General features: G+C 37.4%; 10 protein-coding genes. 5 read left to right on the top strand and 5 right to left on the bottom strand.

Annotated elements, in window-relative coordinates:
- Nucleotides 1-170: 170 nt before the first annotated feature.
- Nucleotides 171-830 carry an ATP-dependent Clp endopeptidase proteolytic subunit ClpP gene (gene clpP, locus ABH942_RS03035; RefSeq protein WP_370029522.1) on the top strand — a complete coding sequence of 220 codons (660 nt, stop codon included), beginning with the start codon at nucleotides 171-173 and terminating at the stop codon, nucleotides 828-830.
- Nucleotides 831-905: 75 nt separating this feature from the next.
- On the top strand, nucleotides 906-2,141 hold the full coding sequence (gene clpX / locus ABH942_RS03030) for an ATP-dependent Clp protease ATP-binding subunit ClpX (RefSeq protein ID WP_370029521.1): 1,236 nt from the start codon (nucleotides 906-908) through the stop codon (nucleotides 2,139-2,141).
- 69 nt (nucleotides 2,142-2,210) lie between these two features.
- Here the strand turns inward: clpX and ABH942_RS03025 are convergent, their stop codons facing one another.
- Both ABH942_RS03025 and ABH942_RS03020 read right to left on the bottom strand, forming a co-directional pair.
- A complete protein-coding gene (locus tag ABH942_RS03025; RefSeq protein WP_370029520.1) occupies nucleotides 2,211-4,670 on the bottom strand; it encodes a TonB-dependent receptor domain-containing protein in 2,460 nt (819 codons plus the stop codon).
- 133 nt (nucleotides 4,671-4,803) lie between these two features.
- Nucleotides 4,804-6,330, bottom strand: coding sequence for a GH3 auxin-responsive promoter family protein (locus ABH942_RS03020; protein WP_370029519.1), 1,527 nt, complete (start codon nucleotides 6,328-6,330; stop codon nucleotides 4,804-4,806).
- A gap of 125 nt (nucleotides 6,331-6,455) precedes the next feature.
- Between ABH942_RS03020 and ABH942_RS03015 the strand changes: the two genes are divergently transcribed.
- Complete coding sequence (locus tag ABH942_RS03015; protein WP_370029518.1) at nucleotides 6,456-7,253, top strand: DUF2797 domain-containing protein; 798 nt, start codon at nucleotides 6,456-6,458, stop codon at nucleotides 7,251-7,253.
- A gap of 61 nt (nucleotides 7,254-7,314) precedes the next feature.
- On the opposite strand, the gene ABH942_RS03010 is transcribed toward ABH942_RS03015, so the two are convergent.
- Nucleotides 7,315-9,897, bottom strand: coding sequence for an AsmA-like C-terminal region-containing protein (locus tag ABH942_RS03010; RefSeq protein WP_370029517.1), 2,583 nt, complete (start codon nucleotides 9,895-9,897; stop codon nucleotides 7,315-7,317).
- Nucleotides 9,898-10,057: 160 nt separating this feature from the next.
- Complete coding sequence (gene sppA / locus ABH942_RS03005; RefSeq protein WP_370029516.1) at nucleotides 10,058-11,818, bottom strand: signal peptide peptidase SppA; 1,761 nt, start codon at nucleotides 11,816-11,818, stop codon at nucleotides 10,058-10,060.
- 124 nt (nucleotides 11,819-11,942) lie between these two features.
- On the opposite strand from sppA, the gene folK reads away from it, so the two are divergent.
- Nucleotides 11,943-13,082, top strand: a complete 1,140-nt coding sequence (gene folK, locus ABH942_RS03000; protein ID WP_370029515.1) for a 2-amino-4-hydroxy-6-hydroxymethyldihydropteridine diphosphokinase — start codon at nucleotides 11,943-11,945, stop codon at nucleotides 13,080-13,082.
- Between the two features lie 2 nt (nucleotides 13,083-13,084).
- Here folK and ABH942_RS02995 read toward each other — a convergent pair whose 3' ends face one another.
- Nucleotides 13,085-13,615 (bottom strand): RNA methyltransferase, encoded by a 531-nt coding sequence (locus tag ABH942_RS02995; RefSeq protein ID WP_370029514.1) that lies wholly within the window; start codon nucleotides 13,613-13,615, stop codon nucleotides 13,085-13,087.
- 65 nt (nucleotides 13,616-13,680) lie between these two features.
- Between ABH942_RS02995 and mutS the strand changes: the two genes are divergently transcribed.
- Complete coding sequence (gene mutS, locus ABH942_RS02990; protein WP_370029513.1) at nucleotides 13,681-16,287, top strand: DNA mismatch repair protein MutS; 2,607 nt, start codon at nucleotides 13,681-13,683, stop codon at nucleotides 16,285-16,287.
- Nucleotides 16,288-16,397 lie beyond the last annotated feature (110 nt).

The raw sequence follows: 16,397 nt of genomic DNA, 5'->3' as shown, positions 1-16,397 counted from the left end.
TTGTTTTATGCTTTTTCGGATTTTATACTCAGATACTGACGGATTGTCCGATTGTGTAAGCACTTTTCATGCCAATAAGGTGAGATTTGCTCTTAGCATGAACTTTGCATACTCAAAGAATATAACAAGAACTGTTTTTATAACTCGTAACTTTTAACTTAATTAAAAAAATGGATTACGGTAAAGAATTTAAAAAATTTGCTATAAAGCACCAAGGCGTTAATAATATGTATTACGATAAAATCGTTAATAGCATGACGCCATATATTATTGAAGAAAGACAATTAAACGTATCACAATTGGATGTGTTCTCACGTTTGATGATGGATAGAATCATTTTCCTGGGTACAGGAGTTGATGATCATGTAGCCAACATTATTCAGGCACAATTGTTGTTTTTAGAAAGCGTTGATTCCTCTAAAGATGTCCAGATTTATATCAATTCTCCAGGAGGAAGCGTATATGCCGGATTGGGAATTTATGATACGATGCAGTACATCAAGCCAGATGTGGCTACCATCTGTACAGGAATGGCAGCTTCTATGGGAGCAGTTCTGCTTTGTGCAGGAGCAGCTGGAAAACGTTCGGCTTTGCCACATTCAAGAGTTATGATTCACCAGCCATCAGGAGGAGCACAAGGTGTTGCAACTGATATGGAAATCAACCTTCGCGAAATGCTGAAGCTCAAAGATGAATTATATGAAATCATCTCTAAGCATTCAGGACAGCCTTTTGACAGAGTTCATAAAGACAGCGAGAGAGACTATTGGATGAAAGCTGATGAGGCAAAAGAGTACGGAATGATTGATGAGGTTTTGAGAAGAAGTTAATAAATTTAGTTTATAGTGGATAGTCGGTAGTTTATAAACTATCCATTATCCACTATCCACTATCAATTAATAAATATGGCTAAAGAAGTATTAGAGTGTTCTTTTTGTGGAAGGAAAAAGCCAGAAACAAATCTGCTTATTGCAGGGATTGACGCGCATATTTGCGACAGATGCATCGAACAGGCGCATGGAATCGTCATTGAAGAATTAAAGCAGAACAAAAGAAACGGAACCATGGCTTCCGATTTGGTTTTGCAAAAACCAAAAGAGATCAGAGCTTTTTTGGATAAATATGTTATCGGACAAGATCAGACTAAAAAAGTAATGTCGGTTGCCGTTTACAACCACTACAAGCGTTTAATGCAACAGCAATCCGATGATGAGGTTGAAATCGAAAAGAGCAATATCATTATGGTTGGCCAGACCGGTACAGGAAAAACATTGGTGGCAAAAACCATCGCAAAAATGTTGGATGTACCATTGGCAATAGTTGATGCGACGGTGTTGACAGAAGCAGGGTATGTGGGCGAAGACGTAGAAAGCATTCTGACAAGATTGCTTCAGGCGGCAGACTATGACGTGGCAAAAGCTGAACGAGGAATTGTTTTTATTGACGAAATTGATAAGATTGCCAGAAAAAGCGATAATCCGTCCATCACAAGAGATGTTTCAGGAGAAGGAGTTCAGCAGGCGTTATTGAAACTGTTGGAAGGAACGGTAGTGAATGTGCCGCCAAAAGGTGGAAGAAAACACCCGGACCAAAAATTTGTTGAAGTAAATACGCAGAACATTTTGTTCATTGCCGGAGGTGCTTTTGACGGAATAGAAAGAATTATTTCTAAACGTTTAAACCGTCAGGCTGTTGGATATGGTTCTTCAAAAAACACAGACAATATTGATAAGGATAATCTCTTGCAATATGTTATACCAAAAGACATCAAGGATTTCGGATTGATTCCGGAAATCATTGGGCGTCTTCCGGTTTTGACACACATGGATCCTCTTGATAGAGAAACCTTGAGAGCTATCCTTACAGAGCCTAAAAATGCGTTAATCAAGCAATACCAAAAGCTTTTGGCTATGGATGACGTAGAGCTTACAGTTTCAGGCGAAGCATTGGATTATGTAGTTGATAAGGCATTGGAATACAAGCTTGGTGCTCGTGGTCTGCGTTCTTTATGCGAGGCTATCTTGACTGATGCGATGTATGACTTGCCAAGTTCTGACGACAAGGCTTTAGTGATTGATAAATCATATGCTGAAAATGCGTTGGATAAAAACCTGTTGCAGCGTTTGAAAGCAGCGTCTTAAAAAGAATAAGTATTGGAAATAAAAAATCCCGATGAGCTATCATCGGGATTTTTTTATGTCTGATTTCAATTAAAGTCCTTTGCTTCCTTCATTGGCTTTTTCTACCTGAATGTTGGTGTTTTCCGTCTGTAATTTCAGGTTCCCAAAATTATAAGTCAATGAAATTCGGAATGTTCTGGAATCATTTTTTTCGTAAAATAAGGTTCTCAGGTTTTTTCCTTCTACTAATGCATTCACTTCATTTGCATTAAAGACATCAAAGCAATGAAGCCCGACTTTTAGTTTTTTATCCAAAAATGTCTTGTTGAAAGAAATATCAAATTGTTGGATAGGCTTTTCGATTCGGTAAATCTCCCAGTTTCCTTTTGGAAGGAAAAAGTAAGACATATTATTGATAATTCCCCACGGAAGATGGATTTGCGCTTCTGTTCCAAAGTTTATCATTCCTTTGTTCTTGAACGTAAAATCATAACCTTCAATATCTGTCTTTATGTAGTTAACATTGACAAAGATGTAATTCATCTTGTCAATCTCATTTAATCGTTTTGAAAACTCTTCACTGCTTTTGAAAAAATAGTCTAACGGGATTGGGAAAGACAAAGATGTGCTGAACGTTTTGATTTTATCAAAGGCGGCAAATGTCCTGTTGCTTACCAATTCACCATCTTTTGCGCTGAAAATGAATTGGGTGTCATTTTTGGCAACGGCATAATTGGTGCTAAGGCTCACATATTGGAAAGCTGTAATCTTAAATCCGTAATTGTCAAAAAATATAGGCTGTAATGCGATGTTTCCGGTAGAAGTATTATATCGGTTAAAGTTCGAGCCGTTATTCGGGTCAATAGTATAATAACCCGGTTGTGAAATCTTTTTGGAATAGGAAGTACTTAGGTTGATGTTTTTTGTTGCCTCAAACAAAATGCTGGCATTTGGAAAAAAACGATTATTGTTGAATTTGATCTTATCGGCAACCGTACTTGCTTCTCGTTCAATCTCAAAATTTTCAAAACGAAGACCGGCCGTGAAATTAAACTTTTTATATTTCTTTCGGGCTTCTACATAAAAAGCGAGGTTGTGTTCTGTATAATCAAAATCAATAACCGATTCGTAAATGTTTGAATTGAATATAGCATCGCTATCTTCTTCAAAATTGTATTTTCCTAAGTCTTTTACTTTTGTCGTATTGTATTTACCTCCCGTATTAATAGTAAATGCATATTTCTCAAAAGGGAATGAAAAATCATACTTCAAATAATAATTGGTCAACCCAAAATCAATATTGGAGTTGTTGTAGGTATACTTGTTGTTTTCAAAAGAAGTGGAGCGATTCAGCGGATTTCGATCAAACATATTGGTGTAAGCGATTACGTCCAGAGTTCTGCCCAATGTGTCGAGTTTTGTCTTAAACTGCAAACTCATTTCCTGATTGTTTGCTTTTGTTTTAGCTATACCATGGTTGCTGAAATCAATTGTATTTCCAAGAGCCGTACTTGTATTGTCATTACTGTCACTGGAAAGATTCATATTGTAATTAAAAAGAATGTTCGATTTATCGGATAATTTATAATTGAGTCCGGTTCTCCAATACAGGTTTCTGAAAATCATAGTCTCAAAATTTTCCTGCTGTAGTTTTACCGGTGGATTGAAATAGGTAAATTCCTGTCCGTTTCTGTTTCTGTTTTCACGTTCAATATAGTTAACGCCAAACATTGTCTGCCAGCTCAGGTTGTTTTTCTTTCCGTTAAGAAGAATCTGTGGACTTGGTTTTTGATATTTGTTAAAATTGTAGTTCATATTGAAACTGGCATTCACGCCTTTCATTTTTTTGCTATTCGTTACAATATTGATAATAGAACCACTGGCATTAGCATCATAGGAAGCACCGGGATCATAAATAAGTTCTATTTTTTCAATAGCGTTGGCAGGAAGGCTATTCAGGTAATTCTGAAGGTCGGTTCCGGTCAGATTGCTAGGAGCGCCATCAATATAAACGGTAACACCTTTTCCGTTTAAAGTCAGTCCGCCAACAGGTGAAGCTACTACGCCGGGAAGTTTTTTAATGGCTTCCAATGTAGTGCCACTATTTAGCATTCCGTTTTCTTTAATGCTGATTATAGTTTTATCAGACTCAACTTTCATGTATTGACGCTGATTTCCATAAACGGTCACTTCGCTCAATTCATTTGTTTTGTCTTTCAGCTCGATATTCTGGATGATTTTTTCATGGTTTTGTTCGGTCACTTCAAACGGAACGGCTGTTTCCTGAATGTCTAATCCTGAAATGGTGATAGTGTAATTCCCGAAGTCAAGTTTTTTGGTAAGGGTAAATTTACAGCCATTTGCCCGATAGGCACCGATTTTAGTCTTGCTATTTTCTTCGATTTTTTCCAGAAGAATTTCTCTTTCTGACGAATCGCTTTCACAAGAAATGCCGTTTTTAGGACTGTTAATCTCAAGATACGTGGGAGATTGCTGTGCAGATACAAGGCTGCCTATACATAAGGCAAGCATAACAAATAATGATTTCATTTTGATTGGGTTGATTGATGATACTCATCAGACTTTTCAAAATGAAATTTGTTACAGCAAAAACGTAGTTTTTATTTGAGGACAAAACAACTTTAACACTTTTGCCGGATTTTGAATGGGCAAGAAATCTTAATTATGTACTTATAGAATGTTGCATGGACTTTAATTCTTCCAGATAGCTCCTTTGGTTGGAAAGTCTCGGAATTTTGTGTTGTCCGCCTAACTTATCCTGCTCCTTTAGCCAATCGTAGAATAAGTTTGTCCTGGCTACGTTAATAATTAACGGATTCAAGGTCATATTGTTGTGGCGTTTTGCCTCGTAGTCTGAATTTAGAGACTGTAGCGTATCATCTAAAATCTGCCTGAAATGGGCGATGTTTTCAGGATCATTTTTAAATTCGATCATCCATTCGTGCGCGCCTTTTTCCCTACCTTCCATAAAAACCGGAGCTACGGTATAATCAATAACCTCAGTGTTGGTTAGTTTACAGGCTTTGGCAATTGCCTTATCCGTATTTTCGACGATAAGTTCTTCTCCAAAAACATTAATATGATGTTTGGTTCTGCCGCTCACACGGATCCTATAGGGATTTAAAGAAGTAAATCGGACAGTATCGCCAACCATATAGCGCCATAATCCGGCATTGGTAGTGATGACAATAGCGTAATTTTTATCTAATTCTACTTCAGACAGCCTGATGGTTTTTTGTTCCGGAGTTCCAAAAGTATCCATCGGAATAAATTCATAGAATATTCCATAATCAAGCATCAATAACAGGTCGCTTGAATTGTTAAGATCTTGGATGGCAAAAAATCCTTCAGACGCATTGTAGATTTCGTAATATTGGAATTCTGAGTTAGGGAGGATTTTTTTGTATTGTTCGCGGTAAGGCTCAAAACTTACGCCTCCGTGGAAATAGACTTCAAGGTTAGGCCAGATTTCGAGCAGATTTGACTTTCCGGTTGCTTCCAGCGTTTTGTTCATCAGGACAAGCATCCAGGAAGGAACTCCGGCAAAACTGGTTACGTTTTCATGAATTGTTTCATTGATGATAGCGGGAATTTTGGTTTCCCATTCGCTCATCAAGGAAACTTTGTTACTTGGCGTACTGCTAAATTCAGCCCAAATTGGCATATTGTCGATCAGGATAGCAGACAGATCTCCAAAAAAAGTATTGTTGTCCTCATACAATTGCTTGCTACCGCCAAGGCGAAGGCTTTTGCCGGTAAACAATTGTGATTCTTCATTATTGTTAAGATATAAACTCAATAAATCTTTTCCGGCCTTATAATGGCAATTTTCTAATGCTTCAGTGCTTACCGGAATGAATTTGCTTTTGGCATTGGTCGTTCCGCTTGATTTGGCAAACCATTTTATAGGAGTATTCCAGAAAACATTTTGTTCCCCTTTTCTTGTTCTTTCAATTAAAGGCTCCAAATCTTCATAGGTAGAAACAGGAACTCTTTCGGTAAATTCCTGATACGACTTTATGGAAGAAAAACCATATTGCCTGCCAATGATAGTCTGCTCAGAAGCACGTATCAAGTTCAGAAGCAACTCTTCCTGGACTTCATTGGGATATTTCAGGAATAATTCAATCTGATGGATTCTTTTTTTAAAAATCCATGTTGCCACCGAATTGATTATGGGTAACGCCATTTTTTAGGTTTGAGTTATGATTTATGAGTTATGAATTCTAACTTTACCAAAAATAAAAAAAATAGTCGAAAGTCAAGTATTTCTGACTATAAAGCAATCGCCTCAACTTAAATCTGAAAAATATAATGCAATACGAAGGGGTTCTTACTAAGATGGAAACGGAATTTGCAAGTCCGATTCAATATTATATGACTTTTGAAAACAGCTTCCTGAATGTAAATCAGGCTCTTGACAAGAAGATAGAGATAAGCTTTTTAGGCTACCAATGTCTTAACTGTTCTAAAAAGAAAAAAATCTTCCGCCAGGGTTTCTGTTATGATTGTTTTTATAGCAGTCCGGCAGTAGGAGACTGGATCATGAGACCGGAACTTAGTACGGCACATTTGGGCATTGCAGACAGAGACTTGGATTATGAAACCCGAGTACAATTGCAACCGCACATTGTATATCTTGCTTTGTCGAGTGAGATAAAAGTAGGAGTGACGAGAAAAACGCAGGTTCCTACCCGTTGGATCGATCAGGGCGCTGACGAAGCCATTTCTATTGTTGAGGTTCCAAACCGTTATCTGGCTGGAATTACAGAAGTTGCTCTTAAAAATCATTTCGTAGATAAGACCAATTGGCGTAAGATGTTGCAGAATGAAGTGGTTTCACTGGATTTGATAGCTGAAAGGGCGCGTATTTTTGAAAGACTGCCGGAAGAAGTCCGACCTTATTTCAATACCGACCTGAACGAGCATTTTGTAATGAAATATCCGGTATTAAGGTTTCCAAAAAAAGTCACAGGACTAAATCTGGAGAAAACTCCAAACTATGAAGGTCGATTAATAGGCGTAAAAGGACAATATCTGATTTTTGAAGATGGAACCGTTTTAAATGTCCGTAGTTATGAAGGTTATGTTATTGGAATGAATATTTCGTAAATGAAAATAATAAATAAAAAACCACCCTGCCAGGGTGGTTTTTTATTTATTTAAAGGTTGACTATTCTTTTTTCTTCTTATTAAAAAGTCCTTTGATTCCTTCAGATACTTTTGTCTTTACATCTTCTTTAGTGGCAGGTGTCTGCGTTTTTGTTGTATCTTTTTTGTTACCTCCAAGAAGATTTTCCAGAGCACTGGTTCCTTTGGTAACCAACTTGTCTTTTTCAGCTTTTACTAACTGGTTTGCCAGTTTGGTAACAGCCTGTTCAATATCCGTAGAGACTTTAGGGTTTTTGAAATTACCGGAAAGAATTGCCGTAACAGGAATGTTTTCCAATTTATTGGCTTCAGCCGGTGTCAATTTTGCGATTAGCTTATTGGCATCATTTCCTAAGTATTTTGCAGGAACATCAAATTTCAGGTTGTAATTCATCGACTGGTCAAAACCATGCTGTCCGCCAACATTAATCTTAATGTCCTGGTATTTGATATCAAAAGGCTTTACGTTGACTTTTCCGTCTTTAAAGGTAAGGTTTGCTTTTAAGTCGTTCAGGTTTAATTTTTGCAAATCGATAAATTTTACTTTTTCATCAAGTTTGTTCAATACGGTAGAATTCTTCGCATTTATTGTAGTTGACAATAGCTGTCCAAAAAGATCGCCAGACAGTGTATTCAGATCCGGCGACATGGTTTTGGCATCCAGATTACCAGACAGTTTGATAGTCGAATTCAATTTTCCGTTAATAGCGTCTGCAATCGGTGCAATCTTTTTCATCATGTCCAGCTGCGTAAATGTCTGGTTGATGTCAACAGTGGTTAGTCCAAGATTCATATCAAATGTTGGTACTTTGCCTTTGGTAGAAACGTCTCCGGTAGCGGTTATCAATCCGTTAAAGATTGAAGTTTTCAGGTTTTGCAATGAAACAGCTTCGTCCTTTACTATGATTTTTCCAGATACGTCTTTAAGATTCAGATTGTCATAAACAACAGTATTTGCAGAAGCGTTCAGCGTGACATTCAAAAGTTTTGGAATCTTGACAGCTTCTGTAGTTACTGTCTTGTTGTTGACCGTAGTTTCTGTTTTCGACATAAAGTCTGAAACTAAGAACTGGTTAGATTTCATGGTGAAGTTTCCTCTCAATTCCTGGTTTTTGAAAGCATATCCCAAGAAATTTTCCAGAACTCCATTTACCTTCAAGTCCGTTTTTCCAGTAGTCATGTCCAATTGCTGCAGATTGATCTTTTGGTTCGAAAACTGAGCCGCGGCCGTATTGATTGTATATGTTTTTTTATCCGCATCGACATATTTGAATCCGGTAATGCTCGCATTACCCATAGCCTGAATGTTTTGGTATTGATTGGCTTCGACAGATTTCATGTCAAATTTTGTTTCAACATCGGCTTTTAATATTCCAGAAAGCGGCGTATCCAGTTTTACCGGATAGGCTTTGGATACATTTCCAAGATTGACAGTTCCTTTTAACTTGGCATCTACCAAAGGATTTTCAACTATATTTTTTACATTGGCCTGTACATTGAAAACATCCTGGTCAATTCTGAACGAAAGTTTGTCCAGATTGACATAAGTGTCATTCAAATTTCCGGTTTCGTTGATAATTTTGGTATCGATTACAATATTTTCAACAGATTTTGGAAGGTCAGGATATTTAAACGAGGCATTGTTTGATGCAATAGCCAAATTGAATTTAGGAATGGTTTTATCGCTGTATAATCCTTTTGCAAAACCAGAAACTTTAAAGTCTCCTGTAGTTTTTACGGTATTCAGATTTCCGGCATAAGCCTCAGGAATAACACCAAGGAAATTCTTGAATGAAGAAGTCGGAGTTTTAAAAGTCAGGTCGTATTCCTGTCCGGCGTCTACAAGTTGGATGAAACCGTCAAATTCCAAAGGCAATTGATTGATCAGCGCCTTGTTGTCTTTGAAAGTATATTTGCTGTTTTCAAGGTCAATTCCCAATACTGCATCCAAGTCCAATTTGACATTTTTCATGTAATTGGTCTTGTCCATATCCAAAGAGACTTTTGCTGTGGTTTTTGTAGTCAGGTCTAATTTTGAAGCAGCAAAATTTCCTTTTCCGGTATGGTTCAGACTGTCGATGACCATTTTTACTTTAGAACGTTCATCAAAGTATGTAAAACGCAGATTTTGTATTTCGTAGTTCTGAATGTTCATGGCAAAAGGCTTGCTTTGTGAATCATCCTTTTTTTCTTTATCGTCTTTTATGGCGATATCAAAGTTGCCAATTCCGTTTTTATCAAAAAGGATGTTGACTACGCCATTAGTAGAAGAAAACGATTCGATATTCATCGGCTCGCCTTCACTTTTAAAAAGTTCTTTAACAGACATTTTCAGGTTTACTTCTCCGGAATAAAGAAGCGTATCGCCTTCAAAAGGAGCTTTGTTAATAATGGCTAGTTTATCAATAGTAACATTGGCGCGTGGAAAGCTTTTAAATAGGCTTAAGTGTACATCCTCAAATGCCACTTTTGCATCCACTTTCTCATTAATAGATTTCAAAACTAATTGCTGGATTTTGTCTTTAAACAAAAATGGAGCAGCTGCCAATACTATGATGACTACCAGTAAAAATATACCGATGCCTTTCAGAATCTTTTTTAACATAAGAAAATCGTTTATTTAGCGAAATTATAACAAAAATTAAACCAAAAGGCTTAACAAAAGCATAAATAACGAATTTTTCAATTTGAAAGTCCTTAAGAAATGTCTGAATAAAAAAAATCAGGGACTGAGCCCTGATTTGATTGTTATTTATATTTGACAATTATTTTATGTTGATTTCATAAGGTAGCAATGCCTGCATTCCTTTCTGGGCACTCATTCTTCTAATTTGCTCAATCATTTGGTAGTTCTCTTCGCCAACTTCTTCTTTGATAAAGCTTTCTTTGGATTGCATGAAAGGCATTCCGCCAAAGAAATCACCAAATTTCTTCTCGTATGATGGGAAATCGGCTGTTTTGTATTCTTTAATGTTGGCTAGTTTTGCTGCTTCTTTAAGCGCATCGCCCATACCGCCGATTTTATCTACCAGTCCAATTTTTAAAGCATCAGCTCCAGTCCATACTCTTCCTTGCGCTATTGAATCAACAGCTTCGAATTTCATATTTCTTCCTGTTGCAACACGTCCTACAAAAACTTTGTAGATATTTTCCACGCTTTCTTGGATTGTTTCTTTTGTGCCTTCATCCAAAGGTGTGAAAATACTGTATCCGGCTGCATTCTGGTGCGTTTTAACTTGTTGCGTGTGGATTCCGATGTTGTTTGTCAGTTTTGTGATGTTTGGCAATGTTCCGAAAACTCCAATCGATCCTGTAATTGTTGTTTCTTCAGCAAAAATTTTGTTGGCATTGCAGGCAATATAATATCCACCAGATGCGGCAACATTACCCATAGAAACAACTATCGGTTTTACTTTTTTGGTCAATTCGATTTCTCTCCAAATTAAATCTGAAGTCAATGCGCTACCACCCGGACTGTCAATTCTCAATACAATAGCTTTTACTTTTTTATCTTTTCGGGCTTCTTGTAAAGATCTTCTTATAGAACCTTCGCCAATAATATTTACATCGCCTTCTCCGCCAAGTATGGTTCCTTGTGCGTAGATTATAGCGATAGTATTGTCTGTACTAGGTTTTTTTCCTGTTGTTGAGTTTTTATGAGCATAATCAATAATGCTTACCGTGTTGTACTCTTCGTCTTTTTTGACTTTTAACGCTTTACGGATGGCATCATGATATTCGTCTTCATAAGCAATCTTGTCGATAAGTTTTTCTGTTTTTGCCATTTCAGGAGTTCTGGCTAGCAGACCATTTGCGATTTCATTCAGTCGTTCAACGGAAATTTTTCTGCTTTTTGAAATGTCGGCAACTACAGAATTCCAGACAGAATTCAATAAAGCAGAAATCTGCTCACGATTGGCCTCACTCATTTCGTTAGCCAAATAAGGTTCCACGGCACTTTTGTATTTTCCATGACGGATAACTTCCATTTTAACGCCTGTTTTTTCCTGAAAATCTTTGTAGAACATCACTTCGGAAGAAAGTCCCTTGAAATCCATTTCTCCTACAGGATTAAGGTAAACCGTGTCGGCAACAGAATTAAGGTAATATTCTTTTTGAGTATAAGAATTCGCATAGGCCACGACAAATTTTCCAGACTTTTTAAAGTCTTCCAATTTGTCACGAAGTGCTTTGCTTTGTGCCATTCCCAATAGCGAAATGTTGTTTAGTATTGAAATTCCTTTGATTTTGCTATCTGTTTTTGCTGCATCAATAGCATTGATAACGTCAGAAAGCCCATTTGTTTTTTCTTCATTCAGGAATTCGAAATCTTCGTATAAAAATTTCCCCGCATAATCGTTGGTAACTTCTTCGAGGTTGAGTTCGATTACGGAATTGTCTTTTACGGTTACCGTTTTGTCTTTATTACCAAACAAAGCAGCAAAGATTATGAATCCGAAGAAAAGGATAAATAAGAAAACAAATAAGCCGAGTACGGTTGAAAAGATGTTCTTTAAAAAATTCATAGTATTGTTATTTCTTTATAGGTCACTTATATATTGGAAAAGTTACAAATTTCGGTGGAATAATTTCAGGTTGCAACTTAAAAATGTGCTTTTGTGTGAAATACTTTTCCTTAATTTGCAGTCTATGAAAATGCAGCACCAAGCCATATTATCGATCGGAAGCAATCAAGGAGACAGGCTTCAGCATATACAGCAGGCTATTGATTTGATTCACAGTGAGATTGCAACTGTCGTGAAAGTTTCCAGGCTTTACGAAACACCGGCTTGGGGATTCGAGGGCGATGCATTTTATAATTGTGCCGTTTTGGTACATACCTGCAAAGAGTCTTCGGTGCTTTTGGATGAAATTCTCAGTGCTGAGCTTCATTTGGGAAGAATCAGAAACAAAACAATAGGTTATCAATCGCGAACTATTGACATTGATATCATAAGTTTCAACGAAGAAATAATCGATACCGAAAATCTGACAGTGCCGCATCCGCGTATGGCTGACAGGAAATTTGTGCTGCTGCCGATGGACGACTTGAAATCGGATTTTGTACATCCCATATTGCAGAAAAATGTTATCGAATTATTGAGAGATTGCCAGGACGATTCTGATTGTAAAGTGATTTCCAATTTAAAATCCCCGGTAGCAATTTATCATTTTGACCAATTCAATTACATTGCCATCGAAGGGAATATTGGTGCGGGAAAAACAACATTGGCTCATAAAATTGCTGAAGATTTTAATGCCAAGACCGTTTTAGAAGGTTTTGCAGACAATCCTTTTTTGCCAAAATTCTATAAAGACCAGGCAAGATATGCTTTCCCTTTAGAAATGTCTTTTTTGGCCGACAGATACCAGCAATTATCACAAGATTTGGCGCAATTTGACTTGTTTAAAGACTTTATCGTTGCTGACTACCATATTTTTAAATCCCTGATTTTCGCCAAAGTTACTTTGGGTGAAGATGAATATCGTTTGTATAAAACGCTTTTCGATATCATCTATAAGGAGATGAAAAAGCCAGATTTGTATGTGTATCTTTATCAGAATACGGACAGGCTGTTAGAAAATATCAAAAAAAGAGGACGTTCGTATGAGCAGGAAATCCCTGCGGAATATCTGGATAAAATCAGCAGGGGATATTTGGACTATATAAAATCCCAAAAAGACTTGAATGTCCTGATTATTGATGTTTCGGATAAAGATTTTGTCAAAAACCAAAGCGATTACCTTCAGATTTTAAATGAAATCGAAAGCAAGGCTTTGGCAGTATAATTTTAGTAGTTCAGTTTCTGGAACAAATCCCATACTACAATTCCGGCACTCACAGAAATGTTTAGCGAATGTTTGGTTCCCAATTGTGGAATTTCTATCGTTCCTTCACACTTTTTAATAGCTTCCTGCGAAACTCCTTTTACTTCGTTTCCAAAAACCAAAGCATATTTCTGTCCGCTTTTTGGTTCAAATTCCTGAAGTGAGATGGAGTTTTCCACTTGTTCAATGGCCAGTACGGAAATATTTTCTTTTTGTAGTGAATCAATAACTTCCAATACGTCTTTGGTATATTCCCAGGCAACCGTATCAGTAGCGCCTAAAGCCGTTTTATGGATTTCTTTATTAGGCGGAGTTGCCGTGATGCCACAGAGATAGATTTTTTCAATCAAAAAAGCATCGGCTGTCCTAAAAACAGAACCAATATTGTGCAGACTTCGAATGTCATCCAGGATGATGATGATTGGTGTTTTTTCAGCCTGTTTGAAATCTTCAATGCTTTTTCGTTCTAATTCACTGTTGGCAAGTTTTCTCATAAATGCGGATGCAATATTGTTAGTTTTTCTATTTTAGCAAAAATAATTTAAAAATCTGAATACTCTTGGCCACGAAAGACAAAACTCCGAAAGAAACTCCGTTAATGAAGCAATACAACGAGATAAAGGCGAAATATCCTGATGCCTGTTTGTTGTTCAGAGTAGGAGATTTTTATGAAACTTTTGGAGAAGATGCGATACGCGCTTCAAAAATATTAGGAATCGTTCTCACAAAAAGAGGAGCAGGCTCCGAAACCGAAACAGCTTTGGCTGGATTTCCGCACCATTCCCTGAATACGTACCTGCCGAAGTTGGTCAAAGCCGGACTTCGTGTAGCGATTTGCGACCAGCTTGAAGATCCAAAAATGACAAAAACCATCGTGAAGCGAGGTGTTACCGAATTGGTGACTCCCGGCGTTTCTATGAATGATGAGGTATTGCAGTCGAAGTCGAATAATTTCCTGGCTTCGATTTATTTTGGAAAAAGAATTATAGGTATTTCATTTCTTGATGTTTCTACAGGAGAATTTCTGGCTGCTCAAGGAAATGAAGAATATATAGACAAGCTGCTCCAAAACTTTAGCCCGAGCGAAGTGCTGGTTCCAAAACAGAACAAGGCCGACTTTAAAGAGGCTTTTGGAGAGGATTACCATAACTTTTATCTCGAAGATTGGGTTTATAAAGAAGATTATGCTTTTGAAACGCTAACGGGACATTTCCAGACCAATTCCTTAAAAGGATTCGGAATCGAAGAATTGCCTGAAGGAATTATCGCATCGGGAGCTATTTTATATTATTTGTCCGAAACACAGCATAATAAAGTACAGCATATTACGTCAATCCAACGAATTGCTGAAGATGCTTATGTCTGGATGGACCGATTTACAATCCGAAATTTAGAATTATACCATAGCTATAACCCGAATGCTGTAACGCTGTTGGATGTTATCGACAGGACACTTTCTCCTATGGGCGGACGTCTTCTGAAACGCTGGTTGGCCTTGCCGCTAAAAGATGCCGATAAGATAAAAGGACGCCATGAAGTGGTTTCGTATCTAAAAGAAAATAATGATGTGCTGAAAAGTATTCAGCAGCAAATCAAGCAGATTTCAGATTTGGAACGATTGATTTCAAAAATCGCCACAGGAAAAGTATCGCCAAGAGAAGTTGTAAACCTGAAAGAGTCGCTGGATGCTATTATTCCGATAAAAACATTGGCACTCGAAAGCAAAAACACGTCTGTTAGAACGATAGGCGACAGTCTCAATAGCTGTGATTTGTTAAGAGAAAAAATCAAGGAGACTTTAAATCCTGAGGCTCCTGTTTCTATCAACAAAGGAAATGCGATTGCCAAAGGCGTGCATGCTGAATTGGATGAACTGAGAAGCATTTCTACTTCTGGAAAAGAATATCTTGAAGGTATCGAACTCCGCGAATCAGAAAAGACAGGAATTTCTTCTTTGAAAATATCCTTCAATAATGTCTTTGGTTATTATATAGAAGTCAGAAACACACATAAAGATAAAGTGCCGGCAGAATGGATCCGTAAACAGACTTTGGTCAATGCGGAACGTTACATTACGGAAGAATTAAAGGAATATGAAACCAAGATTCTTGGAGCTGAAGAAAAAATCCATCAATTGGAAAGCCAGCTTTTTGAGCAACTGGTAATCTGGATTTCGACTTATATAAAACCCGTGCAGCTGAATGCAAATTTGATTGCGCAATTGGATTGTTTGGCTTCGTTTACGCAGCTGGCCATTGAAAATAATTATGTATGTCCGATTTTGGATGAGACATTTGAATTGGATATAAAAAACGGTCGCCACCCAGTAATCGAAAAACAGCTTCCGGTTGGAGTTCCCTATATAGCCAATGATGTATATCTGGATAGGGAAACCCAACAGATAATCATGATTACAGGGCCTAACATGTCGGGTAAGTCGGCTATTTTGCGCCAAACGGCATTGATTGTGCTGTTGGCTCAAATGGGAAGTTTTGTGCCGGCAGAAAGCGTTAGGATGGGCGTTATCGATAAGATTTTTACAAGAGTAGGAGCGTCGGATAATATTTCGATGGGCGAATCTACTTTTATGGTTGAAATGAATGAGACGGCTTCTATTCTTAACAACCTTTCAGACAGAAGTTTGGTGCTTTTGGATGAAATAGGCAGGGGAACGAGCACATATGATGGAATCTCAATCGCCTGGGCAATTGCAGAATATTTACATGAGCATCCTGGCAGGCCAAAAACTTTGTTTGCGACACACTATCACGAGCTTAATGAGATGACTGAAATCCTGGAGCGTATCCAGAATTATAATGTGTCTGTAAAAGAGCTAAAAGATACGGTGCTTTTTATCCGTAAATTAATCAAAGGCGGAAGTGCCCATAGTTTTGGAATTCATGTGGCTAAGATGGCAGGAATGCCACAGACGGTAATCCAGAAAGCACAGAAGCTGCTTAAAAAACTGGAGAAAGACCATTCGGGCGAAGCATTGAACGGTACCAAATCTTCAAATGATGAAATGCAGTTGAGTATTTTTAATCTGGATGATCCGCTTTTAGAAGAAATAAAAGATGAAATACTCAATTTAGACATTAATACGCTGACTCCGGTTGAAGCTCTGATGAAGCTTAACGAAATCAAAAGAATGCTAGGAAAGAAGTAATGTGATTTTAAAGATTACGTTATCAGAAAGTTATGTTTTTCTTGATGCTTTTTTGAAAAAAGTTCTTGTATAATTGAATTAATGTATTAAATTTGCATCCGCAATACGGT

The organism is Flavobacterium sp. 28YEA47A (genome assembly GCF_041262125.1).
Taxonomy (GTDB): Bacteria; Bacteroidota; Bacteroidia; order Flavobacteriales; family Flavobacteriaceae; genus Flavobacterium.
Note: the sequence above shows the minus strand (reverse complement) of the source record. Positions and strands in the feature narration are given on the sequence as shown.